Annotated in this window: 15 protein-coding genes; 5 read left to right on the top strand and 10 right to left on the bottom strand. The window is 66.7% G+C overall.

Annotated elements, in window-relative coordinates:
- Nucleotides 1-394: 394 nt before the first annotated feature.
- The 10 genes from FLG15_RS11345 to FLG15_RS11300 all read right to left on the bottom strand — a co-directional run bounded on the left by FLG15_RS11345 (nt 395) and on the right by FLG15_RS11300 (nt 9,579).
- Complete coding sequence (locus FLG15_RS11345; RefSeq protein WP_150146200.1) at nt 395-2,437, bottom strand: DNA topoisomerase III; 2,043 nt, start codon at nt 2,435-2,437, stop codon at nt 395-397.
- 173 nt (nt 2,438-2,610) lie between these two features.
- Nucleotides 2,611-2,997, bottom strand: coding sequence for a single-stranded DNA-binding protein (locus tag FLG15_RS11340; RefSeq protein ID WP_150146197.1), 387 nt, complete (start codon nt 2,995-2,997; stop codon nt 2,611-2,613).
- Between the two features lie 94 nt (nt 2,998-3,091).
- Nucleotides 3,092-3,628, bottom strand: coding sequence for a DUF3158 family protein (locus FLG15_RS11335; RefSeq protein ID WP_150146192.1), 537 nt, complete (start codon nt 3,626-3,628; stop codon nt 3,092-3,094).
- Nucleotides 3,625-4,476, bottom strand: coding sequence for a PFL_4669 family integrating conjugative element protein (locus FLG15_RS11330; RefSeq protein ID WP_209228162.1), 852 nt, complete (start codon nt 4,474-4,476; stop codon nt 3,625-3,627). Before FLG15_RS11330 ends, FLG15_RS11335 begins: the two co-directional genes overlap by 4 nt.
- A gap of 313 nt (nt 4,477-4,789) precedes the next feature.
- The gene (locus FLG15_RS11325) at nt 4,790-6,019 is read right to left on the bottom strand and encodes an STY4528 family pathogenicity island replication protein (RefSeq protein ID WP_150146190.1); all 1,230 of its coding nucleotides are present in this window, start codon (nt 6,017-6,019) and stop codon (nt 4,790-4,792) included.
- A 4-nt stretch (nt 6,020-6,023) separates the two neighbouring features.
- Nucleotides 6,024-6,584, bottom strand: coding sequence for a DUF2857 domain-containing protein (locus tag FLG15_RS11320; protein WP_150146187.1), 561 nt, complete (start codon nt 6,582-6,584; stop codon nt 6,024-6,026).
- Entirely contained in the window at nt 6,581-8,257 is a 1,677-nt protein-coding gene (locus tag FLG15_RS11315; protein ID WP_150146183.1) for a ParB family protein, read from the bottom strand. The genes FLG15_RS11320 and FLG15_RS11315 overlap by 4 nt, the downstream gene beginning before the upstream one ends.
- Nucleotides 8,257-8,487 (bottom strand): hypothetical protein, encoded by a 231-nt coding sequence (locus tag FLG15_RS11310; RefSeq protein ID WP_150146181.1) that lies wholly within the window; start codon nt 8,485-8,487, stop codon nt 8,257-8,259. The genes FLG15_RS11315 and FLG15_RS11310 overlap by 1 nt, the downstream gene beginning before the upstream one ends.
- Entirely contained in the window at nt 8,471-9,355 is an 885-nt protein-coding gene (locus tag FLG15_RS11305) for a ParA family protein (RefSeq protein WP_150146177.1), read from the bottom strand. The genes FLG15_RS11310 and FLG15_RS11305 overlap by 17 nt, the downstream gene beginning before the upstream one ends.
- Nucleotides 9,352-9,579 carry an AlpA family transcriptional regulator gene (locus FLG15_RS11300; RefSeq protein WP_150146174.1) on the bottom strand — a complete coding sequence of 76 codons (228 nt, stop codon included), beginning with the start codon at nt 9,577-9,579 and terminating at the stop codon, nt 9,352-9,354. The genes FLG15_RS11305 and FLG15_RS11300 overlap by 4 nt, the downstream gene beginning before the upstream one ends.
- A gap of 1,386 nt (nt 9,580-10,965) precedes the next feature.
- On the opposite strand from FLG15_RS11300, the gene FLG15_RS11295 reads away from it, so the two are divergent.
- The 5 genes from FLG15_RS11295 to FLG15_RS11275 all read left to right on the top strand — a co-directional run bounded on the left by FLG15_RS11295 (nt 10,966) and on the right by FLG15_RS11275 (nt 23,363).
- Nucleotides 10,966-13,254, top strand: coding sequence for a type I secretion system permease/ATPase (locus FLG15_RS11295; RefSeq protein ID WP_150146171.1), 2,289 nt, complete (start codon nt 10,966-10,968; stop codon nt 13,252-13,254).
- Nucleotides 13,251-14,816 carry an HlyD family type I secretion periplasmic adaptor subunit gene (locus tag FLG15_RS11290; RefSeq protein ID WP_244665531.1) on the top strand — a complete coding sequence of 522 codons (1,566 nt, stop codon included), beginning with the start codon at nt 13,251-13,253 and terminating at the stop codon, nt 14,814-14,816. The genes FLG15_RS11295 and FLG15_RS11290 overlap by 4 nt, the downstream gene beginning before the upstream one ends.
- A 92-nt stretch (nt 14,817-14,908) precedes the next feature.
- Nucleotides 14,909-15,538: a hypothetical protein gene (locus FLG15_RS11285; RefSeq protein WP_150146168.1), complete on the top strand. Its 630-nt coding sequence runs from the start codon at nt 14,909-14,911 to the stop codon at nt 15,536-15,538.
- Nucleotides 15,539-15,616: 78 nt separating this feature from the next.
- Nucleotides 15,617-16,570, top strand: coding sequence for a hypothetical protein (locus FLG15_RS11280; protein WP_150146165.1), 954 nt, complete (start codon nt 15,617-15,619; stop codon nt 16,568-16,570).
- Between the two features lie 4 nt (nt 16,571-16,574).
- The gene (locus FLG15_RS11275) at nt 16,575-23,363 is read left to right on the top strand and encodes a putative Ig domain-containing protein (protein ID WP_209228161.1); all 6,789 of its coding nucleotides are present in this window, start codon (nt 16,575-16,577) and stop codon (nt 23,361-23,363) included.
- The last annotated feature ends 24 nt before the right edge of the window (nt 23,364-23,387 follow it).

Genomic DNA, 23,387 nt, shown 5'->3' with positions numbered 1-23,387 from the left:
GCGGTAGGAACCTCGCGCTGCCCGCATATCACCCGGCCCGTGTCGTGGCTTGGGCCGCAAATCCCTGGCACGCATCCGCGCACAAAGGGTGCCTGTGGTTTCGCCGGTAGGCGCCGGCAGGGACTGCCGTTGACCCGACGGGCCTCCAGGCGACCCGCATGGATGGCGGATCGCCTGGAGGCCCGTCGGCAACGGAAACAAGGACTGGAACGCGCCGTGGCGGCGTGCGAAGAAATCCGCCTTCCCGCTGGCGGGGACGACGCCCTGCCGGCGGGCACGCTTCGCAGAAGGCTGTGCATGCTGGGGACCTCGCGGGTGGCGCGAGAACGCCGCACCCTCGGTGCGGGCGGGGAACGAGAAACAGGAGAGGACGGGAGATGAACGTCAGCCGGAACTAGCGGTGTGCGCGAGCGGATCGGGCCTTGGATCGTGCCCGCCCGTCCTTGCCCGCTTGCGCGGATGCGACCGGGGCCGTGCCCTTGCAATCGGGGTAGCGGCAGCAGGACCAGAACGCTCCGCTCTTGCCGGTGCGCTGGCGCGTCGCCGCGCCGCACAGCGGACAGGGCGGGCCGGCGAGCACGCGCAGGGCGAGGGTCGTGCCGCGATGCTGCTGCACCAGTTGCGAGGCCCAGGCGGACTGCTTCTCGACGAAGGATTCCAGCCCCATCTGCCGCGCTTCGATCATGTCCAGCGCCTGCTCCCAAATCGCCGTGGTGCCCGGGTCCGCGATGGCTGCGGGAACCGCGTCGATGAGCGTCATCGCGGTATCCGATGCCCGGACCGAGCGGCCCTTGCGAACCAGGAATGCCCGGGCGATCAGGCCGCTGATGATGCTCGCGCGCGTGGCCTCCGTGCCGATGCCGGTGGTGTCCTTGAGCTTTTGCTTCAGGCGCGGATCGGTCACGAGCCTGGCGACCGTCTTCATCGCCTTGACGAGCTCGCCCTGGGTATAGGGCCGGGGTGGCTGGGTGCGCAGCGATTTCAGATCCACTGCGCCGACCTGGCAGGACATTCCTTCCCGCAGCGCCGGGAGCACCTGCTCGCGTGGAGCCTCTTCGCTGCCTTCGGCCTCTGCATCGACCGCGGGCGCAGGCAAAGACGGTGGCGAGAATGCCTGTTGCCAGCCGGGGGCGACGATCCGCTTGCCGACCGCCAGTAGCGTCTCGCCGCCGCAGGCCAGGCGCACGCTCGTCCGGTCGAACTCATGGTGGGGAAGGAACTGTGCGAGGTAGTGGGCGCGGATGAGCCGGTACACCGCGAGCTCCTTGGTGGACATCGCGGAGAGATCGGCGGGCTCCAGCGTGGGGATGATGGCGTGGTGCGCGGAGAGCTTCGCATCGTTCCAGGCGCGGGAGCGTTGGTGCAGATCGAGATGGGCGATCAGCGGGTGCAGGGCGGGATCGGTCTTCAGGAGGCTGCCGATGACCGTGGGGACCTCGGCGAGCATGCTCTCGGGCAGGTAGCCCGCGTCGGTGCGCGGATAGGTCGTCGCCTTGTGCGTCTCGTAGAGGGCCTGCGCGATGTCCAGGGTCTCCTGCACTTCCAGGCCGAGGCGCCGTGAACAGACTTCCTGCAGCGTGCTCAGATCGAAGGGAAGGGGAGGGCCTTCGCGCACGCGCTCGGTATCGACGTGCGCGACCTGCGCCGTGCCCGCGGCGCGAAGGGCCTCGGCCGCCTGGCGCGCGATGGTCTGGTGCAGACAGCGCCCCGCGTCGTCCGTTGCGGCGCGTGGCGCAAGCCAGTGCGCCGAGAGCGCTGAGCCCGCCGCAGAAAGAGAAACGTCGATGGACCAGAACGGAACGGGCACGAATGCCGCGATCTCGCGGTCGCGGTCCACGACCAGTTTGAGGGTGGGCGTCTGCACACGCCCCACCGACAGCACACCGTCGTGGCCGGCTTGGCGCCCGAGCAGCGTGAAAAGGCGGGTGAGATTGATGCCGATGAGCCAGTCGGCGCGGGAGCGCGCGAGCGCGCAGTGGTAGAGGGAAAGCGTGTCTTCCGAGGCCCGCAGCGCGCCGAATGCCTTGCGGATCGACGCATCGTTGAGCGCCGACAGCCACAGGCGCTGGATCGGTCCGCGGTAGCCGCAGTAGTCGATCAGTTCGCGGGCGATCATCTCGCCTTCGCGATCGGCGTCCGTGGCGATGATGAGCTCGGACGCCTGTGCCAGCAGTCGTTGAACGACCTTGAACTGCGCGGCGCTGCGTGCCTTGACGACCCAGCGCCACTGCGCAGGAACGATCGGCAGCGTCTCCAGCGTCCAGCGCTGGAAGTGCTCGCCGTAGGCCTCCGGGGGCGCGGCCTCGATCAGGTGGCCGATGCCCCAGGTGACCTTGATGCCCAGCCCACCGAGGCAACCGGCTTCGCGCTGGTGTGCGCCCAGGACCCGGGCGATGTCCTTGCCCTGGGAAGGCTTCTCGCAGAGCACCACGCGCATGAAGCGGCCTCCCGCAGAAAATGCATGACTTCTATCGAATGGCCGTCAGCATCGCGGGTGCGGCGCGGCATGGCTGCCCACAACGCGCGCACCGCACGCTCCGGTTTGCCGCGCCGCCGATCGATACCCATCGCATGTTGATATCCATCGCATGCGGTGGCGTCACGAATCGGCTATTCGCCGGTGCTTCCCGGTTTGGGACTGAGATGCACCGCGTCCAGGCGGTACGGGAGGATGCCCACGCTGCGCGCGTCCACCTTGTACGTCGTGTGCGGCTCGCCCTCGGCGTCGGTCCAGTCGTCGCGTTCCAGGTGTCCGCGCACAACCACGCGCATGCCCTTGGCGAACAGCGTCGCCCAATGCTCCGCGTCGCGGTGCCACCAGTCCACGGGAGCCCAGAAGCCTCCGCGGTCGTCATAGGCGCCGTCCTTGTTCGGCACGGGATTGTCGAAGTACACGTTCAGGCGCAGCACGCGCCTTGGCTCTTCGTTTCCGTTCGGATACTCGTCGAACTTCGGTGGCGAGCCGATGTTGCCTTCGCCGTGGAAGTGGGTGCTCATGCGGAATCTCCTTGTTGCGTTTCGGGGGGAGGAAAACTGCGTCGGGCGAGCGCCCGTGCGCCGCGCTTGCGTGCCCGGTTCCCGGTGCGCGGCGTCATGGAGGCGACCTGGAGGGGGGCGGTGCGTGCCGGCGTAGGAGGCAGGCGTCGGCGGAAGCCAGCTTGTCGGCGCATTCCTGGGCCTGCCGCCCCAGCGTGTGCAGCAGGCTCACCTGCATGTTGATCACTACGCGCTGGACCTCCATGGCGTGCAGATCGCCCAGAAGGCCTTGCGGCGTGGCGGCGCTCTCCATGAGCTCCTGCCACAGCGCCACGCCCATGGCGGAGCGGTCGTGCCTGCGCCAGCGCAGAAACCGTGTCCCAGCGCCGGTGTTCTGCAGGGCCAGTTGCACGTCCAGCAGCAGGAACGGGTACCGGTTGGCCTGCGCCAGCACGCGGCGCTGCGCCATGGCGATGAGGTCGTCCCGCAGCGCGTGGCATTCGCTGGCCCAGGCCTCCAGAGGCCCCTTACCTTTAAAAGGCTGTAAAAGGCCTTTTAGAGAGGCCGCCTGTCGCAGGCCGCGGAAGTCCGCCTGTTCCAGCGGCACGAAGCGCCTGTCTTCGAAGCCGGGCGGTGGTGCGGTCTCCCTCATGGCGCGTCGATCCCGCCCGTGTCGTCGTCCGCGCCGGGCGCGGGTGAGCGTGTTTCGTCCACGGGGTCCGAACCGGATGCACGGCTCGCAGCGTCGGTGGCATCGGGTGCCTGCGCGGCTGCATCACTGACAACGTCGCTGGCCCTCGCCGGCCGGCCGAGGGCCGAGCGCCGCACCACGGGCGGCGCATAGCGCGAGCGGCGCGTACCTTCCAGCACGTCCTGCGGCAGCTCGCCGAACTTCTCCAGTGCCGCGCGGGCCGCCGCGTTCCTGGCCGCGAAGTCGTCCCGCGTGCAGCCCGAATAGCGGTACTGCTGCGCCAGCGAGAACAGGCTGCGTAGCGCGTGGGCGCCATCGTTGAGCCAGCGCTCCAGCGTGGAGCGATCGATGAGCGCGGTGTGGTGGGCCAGGATCAGCTTGCGAGCCAGTTCGTCGTAGTCCGCGAGCAGGTAGACCGCCATGAAGCCCAGCTGCGCATTGACGAAGAGCGGCAGGCGAATGGGCTGCACATTGAGGTTGTCGCCCAACGACAGGGCGGTGGGCACGTCGGTGAGCGCGCGGTCTACCTGCTCGCGCAACTGCCGCAGGGTGGTGTCGACCTGCGAGAGCTTTTCTTCGATGCGCAGCATCCACCAGTCGGAGTAGGGATCGTCCTGCTCGGCGCCGCGCTTCATCTTGTTCATCACGGCGATATAGCCGTTGAGGCCGACGATGCCGGGTCGCCCATCGGCGGGCGCGCGCCCGTGCCAGATGCGGGAGGCGTGGTGGGTGTGCAGGGTCAGCGACATCGCGCTGCGCAGCGATCCGAGATTGAGCTGCAGGGCGGGCGGATTGGGATCTTCGACCATGGACGACTCGCAAGGGGCTGTACGAAACGCGAGCGTCGCCGCGCGAAGGGAAGGCTGTCCGTCAACAACACGCAGCGGGAAGCCGCCTGATTGACCGGCTGGCGCCTATACCCTGGGTATAAACGTTGGCGTTGGCTGGCTGGATCGCGGATCCATCCATCGCGGCTCGCCGCGCTGGGCAACCGCGCGCGCGCTCGCATGGGGGAGGAGCGCTGAGCGACCGAGCGCTATACCCTGGGTATAAAGATCCGCACAGCGCTGTCGTCTCCTGACGTTGGCGCTCTGCCGCACCCGACGAGTGCCCATTGGTTGCTCAGGCACCTCGCAAGATGGCGCGCAGCCGCTCCAGATGCGCTCGCGCCACTTCCTTGCTCGCGGGCTTCGGCGGCGGTACCGGTACCGGTGCCGGTGCAGGGGATGGCGGTGGATGGGGTGCGGGCGCCTGGCCTGCCGTGGCCTTGAATTCGCCGCGGATGGCTTTCTGGATGATCCCAAAAAGGTAACCCGCTGGATTGCGCACGCCGCGGTCGCGGCAGCGCGCGGCCCACTCGTCGAGCACGGCTTGCCGCTGTTCCTGCGCGACCTGCTGCAGAGCGACCAAGGCCCCCGCCTGCTGCTCGTCCTTCAAGCCCACGAACTGCGCAGGCAGGCGCATGCCTCTGTGCGCGCTTGCGCGCGGTACCGTACGTTCTTCTACAGAAGAACTACGTACGGTACGGTCCTGCATCGGATTCCGAAGACTGTGGTTTGGCTCGGGTTTGCGGCCCGATTCGGAATCCGAAGCCAGCGCCGAAGGAATCCGAAGACGGTCGTCGGGGCCGCCTTCGGAATCGCCGATGTGCGCATCCTGTGCATAACTTGCTTCCTCCTGCGCAGGCTGCGGCACTCCGCGGGCCAGTTGCTCCGAGAGCACCTGCAGCCGCGTGGGCAACACCCCGCCGCGCAGCAACGGATCTTCGGCAATCTCCCGCAGCGTGTGCTGGCCGACGTGCTGCACCGCCTTGCTCGCATGGCTCAGCGCCTGGCTGACCAGCCCCAGATAGTCGGGGTCGAGCTGCATCGCCTCGAAGGGGGTGAGCGGCGCGTCGTGCAGGACGTAGAGATTGCCGAGGATGCGGCCGCTTTGCGGATCGCGGCGCCTGCGCACGAGGCTCAGCCAGCGCGTGAGCCGCAGCAGCGTCAGGGCGCGCGCGATCGTCTCGGTGGAAGCTACGGGACCGCAGGGCATGCCCGCCAACAAGGGGCGCAGTTGCTCGTAGGTCGGCAGCGCGGTGAGCCCGTCGGCATGCAGCTGCATCCGGATGACCTGCCAGGCATTGCGCTCCAGGGGCGTCAGCCGGCGGTCCAGGAACAGTGCCCGCGGAACGCTCTCGTGCCGATTGCCGCTGTAGAGGAAGCCGTCGTGGACCGCCGGTTTGCCGGGTGCGGGAGCCGTGGGCCGCGGCGCGGGCCGCGCGGGTGGCGGTGCCTGCTCCCACGTGGCATCGAGCACCTCCGCCAGCGACCGTGGACCGTGCGGCCGCTGCGCCCCCGAGGTTGCCATGGGACTACACCAGTCCCTGCGCAATCCAGCCTTGAATAGCGGCCCAGACGACCGACAGGGGGAGGGACATCTCCTCGGCCAGGTCCATCGCGAGGTCCAGCATCGCCATGTCGTCCTGCAGATCGATGCCGCGCTCGCGTGCAGCGGGCTTCCATCGTTCCCAGAGCTCGGCGTCCTGGGCTTCGCTCAGCACGGGGTGGCGGCCCTTGCGTTTGGGCAGCGCCAGGATCTCGCGGCGCAGCGCGACCTCCTGGTGCGACAGGCCGTAGAACGTGCTCACCATCTCGGTGCTCGCTCCCAGGCGCAGCATGCGATCGACGGTGGAGATTTCTCGCTCCACGTCCTGCGTCTGCCCCAGCAGCCGTCGCACGACCTCGCCGTTCACGGTCACGGAGCACCACGACACGGAGGCGTTGAGCAGCACGCTGACCAGGTCCGGTCGCTTGAGCGCCGCAAGCTCCGCATCGCCGAAGCCCATGGAACGCGCGCGGCGCAGCTGCCCGTTGCGCAGATCGTGCAGCGCCTGGGCGATCACTGCCTGGTTGAGCGGGTGCGGCGTGGTCATGGCATCGCGCCGGAGCCGGAGCCGGGGCCGGCCTGCAGTTCGAAGAGACGCCGCGCCAGGCGCAGCAGGCGAAACAGCTTCACCAGCCCGCTGTCGCTGAGCCGCGGAATGCTGCCCTGGTTGCGCAGCAGAGGCTCGAGCGCTTCGGCGAGTGGTCCGGCATCTGCCGTGTCTCCCAGTGCGTTGAGCAGCGCGAGCAGGGCGGGGGAGCGCGGCTCTTCGCCGCCCGTTGCCGAAGGCGCGTCGCAGGCGTAGCCCACGCCGCCATGGTCCGTGGCGGCGATGCGATCGGCTGCGCCCACCTCGCTCGCGATCTCGCGGGCGAATTGCACGATGTGGGCGCGCAACCGGTCGGGTGTGTCCAGTCCCGGTTCGATGTGCCAGACGTCGGAGATGGGGTAGAGCCCGCCCGCCTGGACGGGGATGGCCCGCACCACGTTGTCAGCGAAGGAATGCAGGGGCTCGCCGTGGTGGTCCGCCACCAGCCTCTGGATGGATTGCAGGCGCTCCGTGGTCGCGGCCGGCGAGGCGGTGTGTTGTTTGACCGGGTCGGATGCGGGCGGCAGCGAGACTTGCGAAGCGGTGGCTTCGCTGCCGCTGGCACGCATGGATAAGGGCTGCGCGTCGCCCGGAAGAGATGCAGGGATAGCGGCTTGATTAGCGGCGGGCGTGCCCGCGGCCGCAGGCGGGACCGTTGGCCGGTCGGCCGCTGCGATGTGTGCCGGCATCGAGGGGGGCGCCGCTGGTCCCGGATGCGTGGGCGTGCTGTGCAGTACACGTTGCCGGCCTTCCAGGCCCGCGATGTCCAGCGCCAGCACGTCGTAGTCGGCGCCCAGCGCCTGCGCCATCTGGCCGACCAGCTCGTCGCGCACCCGCTCGAAGGAAAATTCCGCGGGCGCCGTGTCGAATCCCGCGAGCACGTCCTGGAACAGGTCCGCGAACGGCGCCGCCTCCGCGGACGCGCGCTGCGACCAGACCTGCTCGGCCCCCCGGCGCAACATCGACAGGCGCTCCACCTGATGGCGGCCCATGCCCGCATAGAGCACCGAGGGAATCGCGGGCAGCAGGTACTGCACCGCGTCGCGCATCCGGCTGATGTGCGGCTGGGGCACCGGATAGCCGTCGGCCGCCAGCCGCCGCGCCAGCTCGACCTGCGTCATCGGTTTGCCGCCGCTTTCCTGCTCGTACAGCTCCCGGGCCTTCTCGACGCCGAGCGCCCGCTCGATGAACGTCAGGGTGCCATGCAACTCGTTTTCTGCGAGATGGCCGGTGAGGGCGATGAGTTCGCCGCGCATGCCGCCTTGCGTGGGCCAGGGACGGAACAGGCAGGGAATGCGGAAGAAGCGCTCGTCCTTCGTCTCCGCCCAGAGCTCGCGCAGGATCGCGAGCCGCGTGTTGCCGCCGTTGCGGATGATGTAGTGCGGCTCGCCCGGGCGCCGCGTGATCGCCGGGGCGGTATCGAGCCCGCGCTCGCGGATGGATGCCTTGATCTCTGCGTACAGCGGATTGACGGTGACGCGGGGATTGAGCTCGTAAGGACGCAGCTGCTCCAGCGTCACCACCATCGGCGTGTCGGCGATCGGATCGCTCAGTGCCCCGGCGTCGGGGCCGCTGCGCTGGAAGGTGTCCGCCAGCAACTCGCGGGCGATGTCCGGATCGCTGCCCCTGGGCATCACATGCTCCCGTGGTGTCCGTGTCGCTTGTCCACCCGCGGCACGGGCAGCGATGCCGCATCCGTGGCCAGGGGGCCGGACGGATCGGGCGCGCCGAGGTGGATGGCAGGCAATCCAGGCTTGCGCAGGCTGCGCAGTTGCCCGTTCGCGACGACGATCCGCCAGCCTTCGCGGCGCGCGAAGGCGATCAGGCGCCGCAACGCGGCGGGCGTTTCAGTGCGGGTCGGCATGCGTGGCCCTCCCGGTCACGAGGTCGAGGCGGTCGCGCCACTGCGGAAACAATTCGATCGCGAGCGCGCGCTGGCTCTCCAGCGCGGCCGGAGCGAGCCGGCCAGGGGGCTGCCGGTACTCGACGCGATGCACGGGCAGGCGGCGCAGCGCCGCGGTGGGGTAGGCCTCGATCGCCGGGATCGTGGTGTCGAGCACCCGCACGTCCGCGGCCGGCTGGAACATGCTGCGCAGCGCCTGCTGGACCTGCCGGGCATTGACCGACACCGTGTGGACCCGATTGATGAGTAGGCGCAAGGGCGGGGGCTCGATGCCCAGGCGCCGGTACGGGGCGATCTCCTCCATCAGACTCAGCGTGCCGCGCCGCAATTCCCGAGCCGCCAGGATCTCCGGCGTGACCGGCGAGAGCGAAACATCGGAGGCGAGGACCGCCATCTCCAGCAGCACGCTTCGGGCGCCCTGGGTGTCGATCAGCAGCAGGTCATAGTGCGTCTGGAACATGCCGAGCAGATTGCGCAGCCGGAGGCGGCCATCGGCCGCGTGCAGCAGCAGCGTGTTCAACTGGCCATGGGCATCGTTGGACAGCAGCAGATCCAATCCGCCGATGGCCGTCGTGGAGATGAGCTGGCCGCGATCCTGTTCGTTGAAGGCGAGCATCTCGTAGATGCCACCCGGCGCGCGGCGCTCCAGCGGAAAATAGCTCGACAGCGTCGGCTGGATGTCCAGGTCCAACAGCAGCACGCGCATGCCGGCATCCGCGAGGAATCCGCCCAGGTTGGCCGCCGTCGTGGTCTTGCCGACTCCGCCCTTGGTCGAGATGATGGACACCACGATGGGGGGCTCAGTGCGGCGCGCTGACGTATCGCTCATGCCCGCTCCCGATCCGCCAGCCACTGGTCGATCTCGTCCTCGTACCAGCCGACCGCGCGCACACCCAGGCGCACGCGCTGCGGAAACTTCTTCTCCTTCATCAGGCTGTAGATGTGCGCGCGCTTGAAGCCGGTGCGTTGCTCGACCGAAGCGCGCCGCAGGACGCGGCGGTTGGCAGGCGCCTCTTTTTCGGTGGCGGTGGGCGGGGTGGCCGGTGACGACATGGTGGTCATTCCTGACGCTCGCTGGCGCTGTATGGACAGCGACAGTGAACCCGCCGCGGTGCGCGGCGGACACCGGCAATCCGGTTCGCGCAACAACGCAAAGATGCTTTGCACACAAGGTCGTGGAAAGCGCGGGCAGGCATGGGCGCCTGGGCCGGCAGCGCATGGACTCCGCGAGCAGCCGCTACGCTATTCGGCGCGTGGGACCGGAGGACTACATGGAGGGTGAGGTCTTGGTTTTTGCACGGTATTTCTTGCAATGCGCGTGTTTCCGGGAGCATCCGCAACTCCTATGCGATGCGAACTCCAGACTTTCCCCCTGCGCCTCTCTGCCGCCCGATATTCGAAACCCGAAAACAGGCGTGTGGGAGACGTACTCCGTCCGGTAAGGCGTGGCGATCCACGCCAAGCTTCTTTTATCTAATCGATAAGTATTATTTATAATAATTCTGATGATTCTGGCTGCGCGAATCTCGACACTGCTAGCACATCGGTGTCGCTAATTCCGTCAGATAGAATTGTAAAATTTGGAAGCACCGAACACCCCACGGCGGTGGGAGCGTTGTAACGGCTTGCTGTCGAGTTGCTTCGCCTGCGTGGCGAGCGATCGATGGGCTTGCAGCGCATGTTGTTCCGTCCGAACGTGCTCTTCCCATGAAGACGGACGGGCGCGGAAATTCCCCCGCTGATTTCCTGCAGCGATCCTGTTTTGGGACCGGTTTTTCCCCGGGAGTGGGCACCCTGTCATGGAGCACAGGTCCATCCTCGGCGCGGATGAAGTGGCGTGAATGAATCCACCGTTTCGTTTCGCGCGGGAGATTTGTACAGAATCGATGACCCACACGCGTTCGGATATCTGCCTTGAAAGGCCGTGCGCTGGAAGACGCGTTTAAAACGAGTTTGGCGTTCGAGGCTTGTTCGGTGTGCCGGCGTGGCAACCGTTCTTTCCTGCCGGGACGGCTCGAAGCGGGGTCTTCGGAGTCCTCTCGGTCATACCGGGGATCCCGCACTCGACCCATCCACCCAGGGCGAGGTGGCACTCGGGCGGAGGGCCCCAAAGGCTTTCCGGATTCGAATCCATGCGGCCTCAAACGGCATGGGGGAATCCGGTCGCTCGCTCGTCTTTCATGGAGGGCACCGAAATGGCGCCGCTGGATGGCTCACTCCGTGGTTCCGACTTTCCTTGTCGGAAGGCATCACGGAGCTGGCCTTCGAGTTTTTTTAGTTCTCCAGGCCCCTACGGGCTGGTTACAAAAAAACACAATATTTCTGTCCGGTAACTGCAACTGGCACGGTGGCCCGTGTATGGGGCCCCGTACCATCGCGCCCCTAACACAGCAGCACACCGCCAATGGCGTGCGGAGCAGGAAAATAGGGGAAATCCGCATGTCGGAAGGGAAATTCGTGCCTCAGACCCAGGGTAGGTCGGGGCTGCAGGCACTGCAATCGCTCTGCCTGATCGCCAGGCTGCACCAGGTGGCAGCGGATCCGGCGGCGCTGGCGCACCAGCTCGGTCTTTCGCCGAGCGAGCCGGTGGACGTGCCGGATCTGTTGCGGGCCGCGAAGAGCCTGGGCCTGAAAGCGCGCAAGGTGTCGTGCGGCGTGGAGCGGCTGGCGCTGACGCCGCTGCCCGCGCTGGCCCTGGTGCGAGAGTCCGTGCCGGTGCCGGTGCCTGTGCCCGGGGTGGCGGGAGAGAGCGAGGGCGGCGACGCACCTCGGCATGGCGTGCGCGCCGCCGTGCTGGCGCAGTGCGATGGCCAGCGCGTGCTGCTGCACGAGCCCGGGGAGGGCGCGTCGGCCGGCCGTCCGGTGATCGAGCCCGTCGAAGAGTTCGCCCGGCGCTGGACGGGAGACCTCATCCTCGTGAGCAGCCGCGCGAGCCTGGCGGGCGAGCTGGCCCGCTTCGATTTTTCGTGGTTCATCCCGAGCCTCATCAAGCACCGGCGCCTGCTGGGGGAAGTACTGTTCATCTCCTTCATGCTGCAGCTCTTCGCGCTGGTGAGCCCGCTCTTCTTCCAGGTGGTCATGGACAAGGTGCTGGTGCACCGCGGGCTCACCACGCTCGATGTGCTGGTCGGCGGGCTCGTGGTGGTCGTCGTCTTCGAGAGCCTGCTGAACGGCCTTCGCGGTTACGTCTTCAGCCACACCACCAGCCGCATCGACGTGGAGCTTGGGGCGAAGCTCTTTCGCCACCTAGTGCAGTTGCCGCTCGCGTACTTCCAGTCGCGCCGCGTGGGCGATTCGGTTGCGCGCATGCGCGAGCTGGAGAACATCCGGGGTTTTCTCACCGGCAACGCGCTCACCGTGGTGCTGGACGTGCTGTTCTCCGGGGTCTTCATCGCGGTGATGCTGGTCTACAGCGTGCCGCTCACCCTCATCGTGCTCGCGAGCCTGCCGCTGTATTTCGGGCTGAGCCTGGCCGTGGTGCCGGTGCTGCGCCGGCGCCTGGACCAGAAGTTCGCGCGCGGCGCGGAAAACCAAGCCATGCTCGTGGAGACCGTCACCGGCATCCAGACCGTCAAGGCCAGCGCGCTGGAGCCCTCGTTCGCGCGGCGCTGGGACAACCAGCTCGCGGCCTACGTCAGCGCCAGCTTCCAGACCCAGAACCTGGCCGCCTGGGCGCACGAAGGCGTCAACCTGATCGGCAAGCTCGTGAATGCCGCCACCCTGTGGTGGGGCGCACGCCTGGTCATGGACGGCCAGCTCAGCGTGGGCCAGTTCGTCGCCTTCAACATGTTCGCGCAGCGCGTGGCGCAGCCCATCATGCGTATGGCGCAGCTGTGGACGGATTTCCAGCAGACCGGCATCTCCATGGCGCGGCTGGGCGACATCCTCAACACCCGCACCGAAGCGCCGGCCAGCAGCGCGGCGCAGCTGCCCGCCTTGCGCGGCCGCGTCACGCTCGACGGCGTGCATTTCCGCTACCGGCCCGAGGCCGCACCGGTGCTCTGCGGCGTGCAACTGGACATCCGCCCCGGCGAGGTCATCGGCATCGTGGGCCGATCCGGCTCCGGCAAGAGCACGCTCACCAAGCTCGTGCAGCGCCTCTACGTGCCCGAGCAGGGGCGCCTCCTGGTGGACGGCATCGACATCAGCCTGATCGATGCCGCGCAGCTACGGCGGCAGGTGGGCGTCGTGCTACAGGAGAACCTGCTGTTCAACCGCAGCGTGCGCGAGAACATCGCCATCGCCGATCCGGCCGCCCCCATCGAAGCCGTGGTGCATGCGGCGCGGCTGGCCGGCGCGCACGATTTCGTGAGCGAGCTGCCCGAGGGCTACGACACGCTCGTGGGCGAGCAGGGCGGCAGCCTCTCGGGCGGCCAGCGCCAGCGCATCGCCATCGCGCGGGCGCTTTTCACCAACCCGCGCATCCTCATCCTCGACGAGGCGACCAGCGCGCTCGACTACGAGAGCGAAGCCATCATCCAGCGCAACATGGCGCACATCTGCGAGGGCCGCACGGTGCTCATCATCGCCCACCGCCTCTCGGCCGTGCGCCAGGCCCACCGCATCATCGTGATGGACAAGGGGCGCATCGTGGAGGCCGGTCCGCACGACGCGCTCATCCAGCGCCCGCAGGGACTCTACGCCCACCTGTGGCGCATGCAGGACGGCGGCGGCGCCAGCGCCCTGCCAACGCGCACCGGACAGCGCACCGAGGAGGTCGTGGCATGAACGCCCCCACCTCGCATGCCCCCACCGCCCAGGCTCCCACCACTCAGGCTCCCACCACTCAGGCTCCCACCACTCAGGCTCCCACCACTCAGGCTCCCACCACTCAGGCCCACGCCGCGGCCGCACCGCGCCACCCCGTTCGGCTGCTGCTGCAGCGCTATGCAGACATCTTCCGGGCGGCCTGGGCGCAGCGCGGCGCCTTGGCCGGTCCACCGCTGCTCGCCGACGAGCGCGCCTTCCTGCCGGCGGCACTGAGCCTGCAGGAAACCCCCGTCCACCCCGCGCCGCGGCGCCTCGCCTGGCTGCTCATGGCGCTCTTCGCGATCGCGCTGGCCTGGTCCATCTTCGGCAGGATCGACATCGTCGCCGTGGCGCCCGGCCGCATCATCGTCAGCGACCGCACCAAGCTCGTCCAGCCGCTGGAGAACAGCGTCGTGCGGCGCGTGCTGGTGCGCGAGGGCGACCACGTGGCAGCGGGCCAGCCGCTGCTCGAACTCGATCCCACCGCCGCGCACGCCGACCGCACCAGCTTCGGCGAGGCGCACCGGGCGGCCGAATCGGAATCGCTGCGCGTGCGGGCGCTGCAGCAAGCGCTCGCGGGCGAGGCGGGCCCCGGCGCGAAACTGCCCCGCTGGGCACCGCAGGACATCCCCGCCGCATGGAGTGCCCGCGAGCGCGCCGACGCCCAGGCGCAGCTGCTCGCCGAATGGAGCGACATCACCGCGCGCATCGCGCGCCTGGACGCCGAGCGCCAGCGCCGCGAGGCCGAGATCGCCACCGTGCGCGCCATGGTCGGCAAGCTGGACGCCACGCTACCGGTGGTGCGCCAGCGCGAGCGGGATTTCCAGACCCTGGCCGGGCAGGGATTCATCTCCGGCCACGCCACCCAGGACCGCACGCGCGAACGCATCGAAATGGAACGCGACCTGGCCACCCAGCAGGCCCGCCTGCAGGAGGCCATCGCCACGCTGGCCGAGGCCCGGCAGGCGCGCATGTCCTACCTCGCCGAGACCCGCCGCGCATTGAGCGAGCGGCAGGCGCAGGCGGACCTCAAGCGCGAGCAGAACGCCCAGGAACTCTCCAAGGCGGAGCGGCGCGAGCGCCTGGCGACCCTCGCCGCGCCCGTGAGCGGCACCGTGCAGCAGCTGGCCGCGCACACCGAGGGCGGCGTCGTCACGGAAGCCCAGGTGCTCATGGTCATCGTGCCCGATGGGGCCCAGGTCAGCGCCGAGGTCACGCTGGAGAACAAGGACATCGGCTTCGTCGAGCCGGGGCAGGACGTGACGATCAAGCTGGAGACGTTTCCGTTCACGCGGTACGGCACGGTGCCCGCGCGCGTGGAGACGGTCACCCGCGATGCGGTCAACGACGAGAAGCGCGGGGCCATCTTCCCGGCGCTCCTGCGGCTCGAGACCGACCAGATCGCCGTGGACGGCAAGGACATCCGCCTCGCCCCCGGCATGAACCTGACGGCCGAGATCAAGACCGGCCAGCGCCGGGTGATCGACTACCTGCTGAGCCCCATCCAGAAGGCCGGCAGCGAGAGCCTGCGCGAGCGCTGAGGCAAGGGGTGGATCGCGCCGCGCGATGGTCCGGCAGGACACACGAGCACACGAGCACACGAGTTTCAAACACCAAGGAATGGAAGAAGAGCATGAAGGACAGCAACGCACAAACCACCCTCGCTTCCGCGCTGCGCGCGGCCGGAATCGGCGAGGTCTCCGGAAACGGCGATGAGACATCGGCACTTGGGACCACCGACCCGAACGGGCTGCACGGCTCGCTGCGGAGCGCGTTCGCCGCGGCGATGGCGGCACTGCCGCAGGCGTCCAGCCTGCCCGCGCCGGATGCGGTGGACATCGGTTACGCCAAGCCCATGGCGATGTCCGAGATCACGGACGGATGGGGCAATGCGGTGCCCGAGTTGTTCCAGCAAGACGGAGATGACGGGCAACCGGTCGTGGTCGACGCCAAACCCTGGAGGGTGGAAGAAGGCAGCGATGCCGTTGCTGCCGCCGCCCAAGCGTTGAGCGTGAACGTCGATCTCGCGGCGGTGTTGACGGCGACGGTGGCCGGCATCGGCGGCAATGGAAGCCTGTCTCTCACGGGCTCCACCCAGGAAGCGGCCCGCATGGGTGGGGGCACCGCCGCACTCGAAATCAGTGCGCAGCAACTGGTGCAGGCGATGGCGGGGTTTGCGCCGCAGGCCGCGGGTGAGTCGCTGATGGCCTCCGGCGCCTTCCGGGATGCACTCGGCGTGGTGGCGGTGAATCCACTGGGATGAGCTGTGGAGAGTTTCTGAGCGAGACGAAGCAAGGTGGCGAGCGGCTTGGAGAATTTTTTGAATCGGAGGGAGTTTGCTATGGACAGAGAAGCAATGAATGCAGAGGGCGCGGGGTCAGGGGCGCAATTCGAGCGGCGGAATCAAAGCCGCGGCAGCAGGGCGCCGGTGTGCGCTCAGCGGCAAGAGCGTTCCAGCAAGTGGCTCCGCGTTCCTTTGGCCTGCCTGACGCTGGTGCTTGCGGGCTGCGTGGGGAACGCAGGAACGGCAGGCACGGCCGCAGCCGATGGTACGCCGGCTGCCAAGGTGCAACAGCAGCCCTTGAAGGAACGCCAGCGCATCGCGGCGGAGATGTTTAGGGAACGGTGCAAGAAGGCGGGGGTGTTCATTCACCGAACGGTGGAGGACGTTGAGGGGGTTTTTGTGATGAAACCGCGTCCAAAAGATATTAACTACGAGGATCAATATGCATTGGATGATCCTTATGGTCGAGATGTGGGAGGCGATGGATATCTGGAAATATTATTGAAGGGGAGTTTTGAAAATGGAACAAAGCCTGGGCCAAATCGTCCGGTCGATGCGCCGCCTGATCCTGTTGGATATAAATTTGTTGAAGCCATCGATCCAAAGGATGGCGTGAGGTATCGATTTACCGGCTCGGTGGTGGAGCCTTGGCAAACAGACAAGAGCTATTTGAAGGGTTACACAAAATTCGTTATGAAAAAATCTCCGGCCACTGGTCAGCGGCCGCGTTATGGCGTGACGTACGACGACATATCGACTCGTGAAGAGCGAGACTACTGGATTGCAGGAAGCTCTCTGAAGGTGATCGACCTGGAAACCAACGAAGTGATCGCTGAGCGCGTTGGTTACATGGTGGACTGGGCGCAGGGCATTCGCGTAGGAGGACGTTCCCCTTGGTTGCTGGCTGCTAACAATGCTTGTCCTGAATTTGCTCCCCAGCGTGGCGCGACGGTTCAGCCAACTCAAACACTCCGCTTTATCAATAAATCTTTGAAGCCTAAGGGGGAATAATAAAATGACTGCACCGACGATTTCAGAGTACCTGTCCTATGCCAATCTGCAAATGGCGGCTGAAGCCTTTGTTCGAGATGAAAAAACTGGTCAATTGAAAAATTCAGGAGTCTTGTACACAGATGCTTTGACCGCAGGTAATCTCCACGCCAGCCGTTTTGTCGAAAGCCAAGCCACCAAATTTGCCGACGAATGGCAGGTCATCGACCAGAAGGCCAACACCAAAACCGGCTTCAGCGGCACGCTGTTCCGCAGGGTCCGCGATGACCCTTCGACCGGCGCCAAGGCAGGAGAGACAGTTCTTTCTTTTCGCTCGACAGAATTCATCGACGACGCAGCGCGGGACAACAAGGCGACGAACGAGCTGGAGATCAAGAACACGGGTTACGCGTGGGGCCAGCTCGCGGACATGCAGGCGTGGTACGCGGAACTGAAAGCGGACCCCGCCAAGTTGGGAGGGGGCCAAGCGTTCAGCGTCACCGGCTACAGCCTGGGCGGGCACCTGGCGACGGCGTTCAACCTGATGAACGCGGGCGCGGCGCAGCGGGTGGTGACGTTCAACGGAGCGGGGGTGGGCAAGGTGCTGGACGGCACGCTGCAGTCGGCGCTGGCGGAATTCAACACGCTGCGCGGCAGCACCGACGAACTGGCGGCGCGCTTCACGGAGGCGGGGCTGGCGGGACTGTACCGGCGCATCCAGGGCGATCTTGCGGCAGGCAGGATCACGGCGGCGCAGGCCCAGGCGCAGGTGAAGGAGTTCCACACCGATGCGAACACGGGCCAGACGGCGCTGCCCAAGCAGGGCGCGATGCTGATGAAGGCGCTGCAGGAGATCCAGGCGATCGGTGACGAGGCGGTGCGGGTGACGACTCTGGTGGCCGGGGGCACAGGGGAGGGGGCAAATGCGACCCCGAAGCAGGTGCTGCCGGCCGAAATCGCGGGCATGGACCTGAACTACCGGCTGGCGATGCAGTACGCGGGCAAGCACACGGAATCGGCCTCGCTCACGGCAGGGGCTGCGCGCGGCTATGGCAACAAGGAGTACGGCGAGCGCCTGGACAACCAGTACGACGTGGTCGGAGACACCAGCCCCTCGGTGGTGGCCAACAGCCAGTGGCATTCCGGGCAGGACGTGCGCATCGGCATCGAGGACCAGCCGCTGTACCGCGGAGGCATCGTGACTTCCGCCATGCTCAGCATGATTCCGCTCAAGGGCCCCGATCTGCTGGTGGACCAGTACGCCGTGCGGGACTTCGGCGATACGCACAGCCTGGTGCTGCTGGTCGATTCGCTGTCGGTGCAGAGCGCGTTGCTGTCGCTCCTGCCTGAGGGTCAGCAAAACACGAGCGAAGTGCGCGCCCTGCTCAAGACCGTCTACGCAGCCGCCACGTGGCGCGAGAAGGAAAACGGCGCTGCGCTGGTGGGCGGCGGGCAAGGCAAGGCGGAAGGAGATCTGCTGGAAGAACTGGTGAACGTACTGGCGGACATGGTGCTGGGCCCGAAGGCGCAGGACGACCTCAAGGGCAATCCCTCGGGCGGCACATGGGCGCGAACGAACAACGAGGATGGATACACGGGTCGTATTCGATTCTTCGAGGTGCTCGATGCGCTGCAGAAAGGCATGGAGAAGCTCAAGGGCCAGTTCGGGTTGGTGGCCACCGATGGCCGTCAACTGGCGAGCAGCGCCCGTGAGGACTTCGGTGACTACCTCGCATTGCGGACCTTGAGCCCGTTCGCGTTGCGCACAGCCGGGGCACTGCAGGCCGCGCAGGAAGCCATCGGAGAAAAGTGGGCAGGCGCCTACGCCGATTGGAAGGCGGACCGTGCGTCGCTCGCGCAGGGCAGCTCGGGCAGCGCGCTGCATGTTTCCGATCAATGGCTGTCGGACCGCTCGGACATGCTGGCCCGCAAGAATTGGTTCAACACGGCCGACAAGAATCCGCTGAACCCTTCCTACGTTCCCCGGAAAGGTGGCCAGGGCGCCTCGGCGTACCAACTGGAGGACAGCGTCTACGAGGACATGGACAGCGGCTACAAGATCCAGCAGGGCGGGGTGACCAATGCCACGCGCCATGTCCTGTTCGGAAACGACGCGGACAACGTTCTGACCGGCAAAGGCGTGGCGGATCGGCTCTATGGCGGAGACGGCGCCGATACGCTGGATGGGCAGGCCGGCGACGATTATTTGGAAGGCGGCGCAGGCCGCGACGTGTATCGATTCAAAGGCCGATTCGGAAACGACGTGGTGCGTGACGACGGAGGCGCGGGCGTACTGGAGTTCGACGGCGCCGCGATGCCGCTGGCGGTCCAGCGGCGGCAGGGCTCGGACGACGTGTGGGAGGACGAGAGCGGCCTGTTCGTTTTCACGCGCATACCGAAGGAAGGCGATGCCGACGGCAAGCGCATGGATGTGCGCATCACCAAGTACACCTCGGCCACGAACAAGACGGTGCAGGGCAGCGTGACCATCCGGGACTTCCAATCGGGTGACTTCGGGCTCACGCTGGGAGAAGCCGAGGAGGCGGTGCAGGAGGCTGGGGGCGAGAAGACTTCCCTGGTGGTGTTGGCCGGGAGCACGACCGATCCGTCTCAACCGGCAGGATGGGATGTACCCCGGCTCTTCAGTTCCAAAACATCGTTGCGCTATGAGGGCACGGACGCTGCTGCCAAGTGGGTCTTTGCGAACGATTCTGACGGCGGGCAGATCGTGAAAACCGGCGCAGGCGACGACCGCATCTTCGTGGGCCGGTACTACGAATCAGTCGAGTACAGCGGACCTGAGAACTGGGCGCCCAGGGCGGGCGAAGACGAAGACCATGTGGTGGCGGCCGCGGGGGATGATGTGGTGCTGACGGGCTACGGCAGCGACACCATCGAGGGCGGTGATGGTAATGACCGGCTGTATTCGGGAGTGGTAGGTTATTTCGACAGTGTCACTCCGGACACGCTACAAGCCTCGGCAGGCCGCATTGCGCAAAACCACGACGTGGCGGATGCGGGCAGTACCGACGTGGTCGATGGCGGCGGAGGGGACGATTGGATCCGTGGCGGGATGGGCGGCGATGTGCTGCTCGCCGGCTCGGGCAATGACACGGTTTTCGGCATGGAGGGTGACGATCTGCTGGTCGGGGGGCTGGGCGACGACCGGCTGTACGGCGACGGCGTGTATTCCGTGGATTCGCAGTTGGTGGACGAGACGATCCGAGCCTACGACCATCGTGGCAACGACACACTGCTTGGCGACGCGGGGAACGACCGGCTCGTGGGCGGAGTGGGCGAGGACCAGCTCTTCGGCGGTGACGGCAATGACAATCTCTTCGGTGATGGCGATGGCGCTCCTGGCGAGGGCGTCAACAACATGCTGTGGATTCCGGGCGATTACCAGGCAGCGGACACCATCGATGGAGGTCGCGGCAACGACTTCATCTTGGGCGGCGGCGGGGCCGACGTACTGTCAGGGGGGGCTGGCGACGACACCATTCGCGGAGATCAGTACGACGCCATCCCTCTCGATGCGAAGTATCAGGGTGCCGACCGCATCGACGGCGGCGACGGTAACGACCAGTTGTATGGCGACGGCGGCAACGACGTGCTGGCGGGCGGCGCGGGCGACGACCGTATGTTTGGCGGGGAGGCGGACGACCGACTCGATGGTGGCGATGGCGGCGACCAACTCTATGGAGAAGCAGGCGCCGATGTCCTGATGGGTGGCGGCGGCGATGACCGGATCTTCGGCGGAAACGGAGACGACTGGATCGCTGGCGGCGCGGGCACGGACCGGCTGGATGGTGGCCAGGGCAACGACGTCTATTACTTCGACAAGGGTGACTACGACGGCGAAACCGAAATCATCGCCGATGATGCCGGCGTTGACCGGATCGTGATCGCGGGTGCGGCTATGGATGACTTCAAGGTTGTCCTGCAAGGCGGTGAGGTCCACCTGCGACTGCGCGACGAGTCGGGCGGCATCGGCTACAAAGGGGGGTTCGAGAACATCGAATCCGTGGAGTTCGGGAACGGCGCTGTTTACACGCCCGACGATCTCAAGAAGATCGCCGTCAAGACGACGTCGGGCGACGATGTCATCCAGGCCGTGGAGGCGGGTTCCACCATCGATGGTCAGGCAGGAAACGATGCCCTGGCGGGCAACGCATGGGACGACATCCTGTATGGCGGGCTTGGCAACGATCGCCTGACCGGGCTCGGTGGCAACGACATCCTGGATGGAGGGGACGGTGATGACCAAATCTCTTCCGGCGCAACTGGTCGATCCATCATCGTGGGAGGCGCGGGACGGGATATCTTGGAGGGCGGCACGGACGACACCGTGTACCGCTTCGGCAAGAACAGTGGAATGGATATCGTCTCGGATGCGGGCGGTACCGATTCCATCGAGTTCGATGCGGGAATTGCACCGGGCGATGTCCTCGTCAGAGGCGGTGTCCGAACGCTGAGTGTCGAGACCGGTGACGCCTACCTGCTGGTCCGGAACTTCTCCAATTCGAACGGACAGATCCGTCCGGACAATGCGATCGAATATCTGCGTTTCGCCGATGGCACCGTCTGGAATCTGGAAGAGATACGCCGCCGTTCCCTGCTCTCCACTAGCGGCGACGATGTCATGGTGGCGTTCGATGGCGACGAAACCGTCGATGGAGGCAACGGCAATGACAAGCTGTGGGGCAACGACGGCAATGACACGTTGACGGGTGGAGCTGGCGACGACTACCTCGATGGCGGTGCGGGCCGCAACACGCTGGACGGTGGAGACGGCAACGATGAAATCTGGGTCAACGGCAGCGCGGACACCGTGAGGGGGGGGGCCGGTGACGACGTGTACTGGTTTCAGGGTAGCGGCAGGCTGAGCCTGGAGTCCGGCTTCGGTCACGATCGGCTTTGGCTGAACCAGAGCGCCTCGGTCCGGATCGATCTGAAAGAAGGCTTGCAGGCATCCCGCGCGAGAGTGACCTCGTCGGGAGAAGACGTGACGATCGCTTTTTCCGGCAACGAGTCCATCGTTCTCCAAGGCGTCAGGTACCAGAACGGGGGCGATTTCTACAAGACGCTGCCGAGTTTCAACTTCACGGATGGCACCGTTTGGACCGATGCGACGCTCCAGGCCATGGTGCGCGCCGCCGACAGGAACCATGCGCCAGTGCTGGCGATGCCGCTGGCCGATGCCCGCGCTTCGGCCGGCGCGGCGTTCAGCCTCACGGTGCCCGTGGATGCGTTCAAGGACGAGGACGCTGGCGACACGCTGACCTACCGCGCCACGCGTGCCGATGGCAGCGCACTGCCGTCGTGGCTCGGCTTCGACGCGGGCACGCGGACGTTCAGCGGCACGCCGGCACAGGGCGACGTCGGAGCCATCGACGTGCAGGTTTCGGCCACCGACGCGGTGGGTGCTGTCGTGTCGGACACGTTCTCGCTGGTGGTCGACAATGGCAACCGAGCGCCGGTCGCGGAGGGCTGGATCGGCACGCACTATTTCACGGAGCAGACCGCGTTCCGGCTCACCTTACCCGACGGGTTGTTCTCCGATCCGGACGGCGATGCGCTGCAGTACAGCGTGCGCTATCCCGCCAGCGCGGACCGGAAGCTGCCGGCCTGGATTTCCTTCGATGCGGCCACCCGCACGTTCACGGGCACGCCGCCGAGCAGTGTGGGCGGACAGCTCTTCAACTTCGAGGTCGTGGCCACCGATACCTCCGGCGCATCGATGGACGTCGGCTTCGCGCTGGTCGTCAATCAGGCGCCCGAGGCGCGGCAGACGATCGCGGCCCAATCGTTCAAGCAGGGCGGTGCCTGGAATTTCAAGGTGCCGACGACGGTTTTCGTGGACGATGACAAGGACGCGTTGGTCTACGGCGCGACGCTCGCCAATGGCGCGGCGCTCCCGGCGTGGCTGACTTTCGATGCGCAGTCGCAGACGTTCAAGGCCGCCGCGAACGCGCCCCTGGGCACCTACGAGATCTCGGTGAGCGCCAAGGATCCCTGGGGAGCGCAGGCGGCCCAGAAGTTCGCCGTCACCGTGCAGTCGTCCACCATCACGGGTACCTCCCGCAACGACACCATCACGGGCACGGCCGGCAGCGACACGATCGATGGCCTGGCGGGCGCCGACACCATGACCGGTCTCGCGGGCGACGATACCTACATGGTGGACAACACGGGCGACAAGGCGGTGGAAGCGGCGAATGCCGGGACCGACACGGTGATGTCCAGCGTGACTTTCACGCTGGGGGCCAACGTGGAGAACCTCGTGCTCACGGGCTCGGGAGCGATCAACGGCACCGGCAATGAGCTGAACAACCGGCTGACGGGCAATGCGGGCGCCAATGTCCTCACGGGGGGCGCGGGGGCTGACTACCTGGATGGAGGCGCTGGCGCCGATACCTTGGCCGGCGGGTTGGGCAACGACACCTACTGGCTCGCTCGCGGGTACGGCACCGACACGGTGCAGGAGAACGACACCACCAGCGGCAACCTCGATATCGCCAAGTTCGCGGGCGATGTGTCATCGCGGCAGCTCTGGTTCCGCAAGAGCGGGAACAACCTGGAGGTGAGCATCATCGGTACGAGCGACAAGCTGGTGATGAGCAACTGGTATGCGGGATCGCAGTACCAAGTGGAACGCTTCCAGGCCGGCGACGGCAAGGCGCTGCAGGCCAACCAGGTGCAGAGCCTCGTGCAGGCGATGGCGTCGTTCTCACCGCCAGCCGCGGGGCAGACCAGCCTCCCGGCGAACTATCAGAACAGCCTGGAGACCACGTTGGCCGCGAACTGGAAGTGAGTTGAGGTGACCCGACGCCTCCTG

It is taken from the genome of Xanthomonas phaseoli pv. dieffenbachiae (genome assembly GCF_008639345.1).
In the GTDB taxonomy this organism is placed as follows: domain Bacteria; phylum Pseudomonadota; class Gammaproteobacteria; order Xanthomonadales; family Xanthomonadaceae; genus Xanthomonas; species Xanthomonas phaseoli.
The sequence above is the reverse complement of the archived record's forward strand: the minus strand, read 5'-3'. Positions and strand labels throughout refer to the sequence as shown.

Excerpts from the sequence above, each read along its gene's own strand:
- FLG15_RS11345 (WP_150146200.1), bottom strand. The coding sequence starts at position 2,437 with ATGCGCGTGGTGCTCTGCGAGAAGCCTTCCCAGGGCAAGGACATCGCC.
- FLG15_RS11340 (WP_150146197.1), bottom strand. The coding sequence starts at position 2,997 with ATGAGCACCCACTTCCACGGCGAAGGCAACATCGGCTCGCCACCGAAG.
- FLG15_RS11335 (WP_150146192.1), bottom strand. The coding sequence starts at position 3,628 with ATGAGGGAGACCGCACCACCGCCCGGCTTCGAAGACAGGCGCTTCGTG.
- FLG15_RS11330 (WP_209228162.1), bottom strand. The coding sequence starts at position 4,476 with ATGGTCGAAGATCCCAATCCGCCCGCCCTGCAGCTCAATCTCGGATCG.
- FLG15_RS11325 (WP_150146190.1), bottom strand. The coding sequence starts at position 6,019 with ATGGCAACCTCGGGGGCGCAGCGGCCGCACGGTCCACGGTCGCTGGCG.
- FLG15_RS11320 (WP_150146187.1), bottom strand. The coding sequence starts at position 6,584 with ATGACCACGCCGCACCCGCTCAACCAGGCAGTGATCGCCCAGGCGCTG.
- FLG15_RS11315 (WP_150146183.1), bottom strand. The coding sequence starts at position 8,257 with ATGCCCAGGGGCAGCGATCCGGACATCGCCCGCGAGTTGCTGGCGGAC.
- FLG15_RS11310 (WP_150146181.1), bottom strand. The coding sequence starts at position 8,487 with ATGCCGACCCGCACTGAAACGCCCGCCGCGTTGCGGCGCCTGATCGCC.
- FLG15_RS11305 (WP_150146177.1), bottom strand. The coding sequence starts at position 9,355 with ATGAGCGATACGTCAGCGCGCCGCACTGAGCCCCCCATCGTGGTGTCC.
- FLG15_RS11300 (WP_150146174.1), bottom strand. The coding sequence starts at position 9,579 with ATGTCGTCACCGGCCACCCCGCCCACCGCCACCGAAAAAGAGGCGCCT.
- FLG15_RS11295 (WP_150146171.1), top strand. The coding sequence starts at position 10,966 with ATGTCGGAAGGGAAATTCGTGCCTCAGACCCAGGGTAGGTCGGGGCTG.
- FLG15_RS11290 (WP_244665531.1), top strand. The coding sequence starts at position 13,251 with ATGAACGCCCCCACCTCGCATGCCCCCACCGCCCAGGCTCCCACCACT.
- FLG15_RS11285 (WP_150146168.1), top strand. The coding sequence starts at position 14,909 with ATGAAGGACAGCAACGCACAAACCACCCTCGCTTCCGCGCTGCGCGCG.
- FLG15_RS11280 (WP_150146165.1), top strand. The coding sequence starts at position 15,617 with ATGGACAGAGAAGCAATGAATGCAGAGGGCGCGGGGTCAGGGGCGCAA.
- FLG15_RS11275 (WP_209228161.1), top strand. The coding sequence starts at position 16,575 with ATGACTGCACCGACGATTTCAGAGTACCTGTCCTATGCCAATCTGCAA.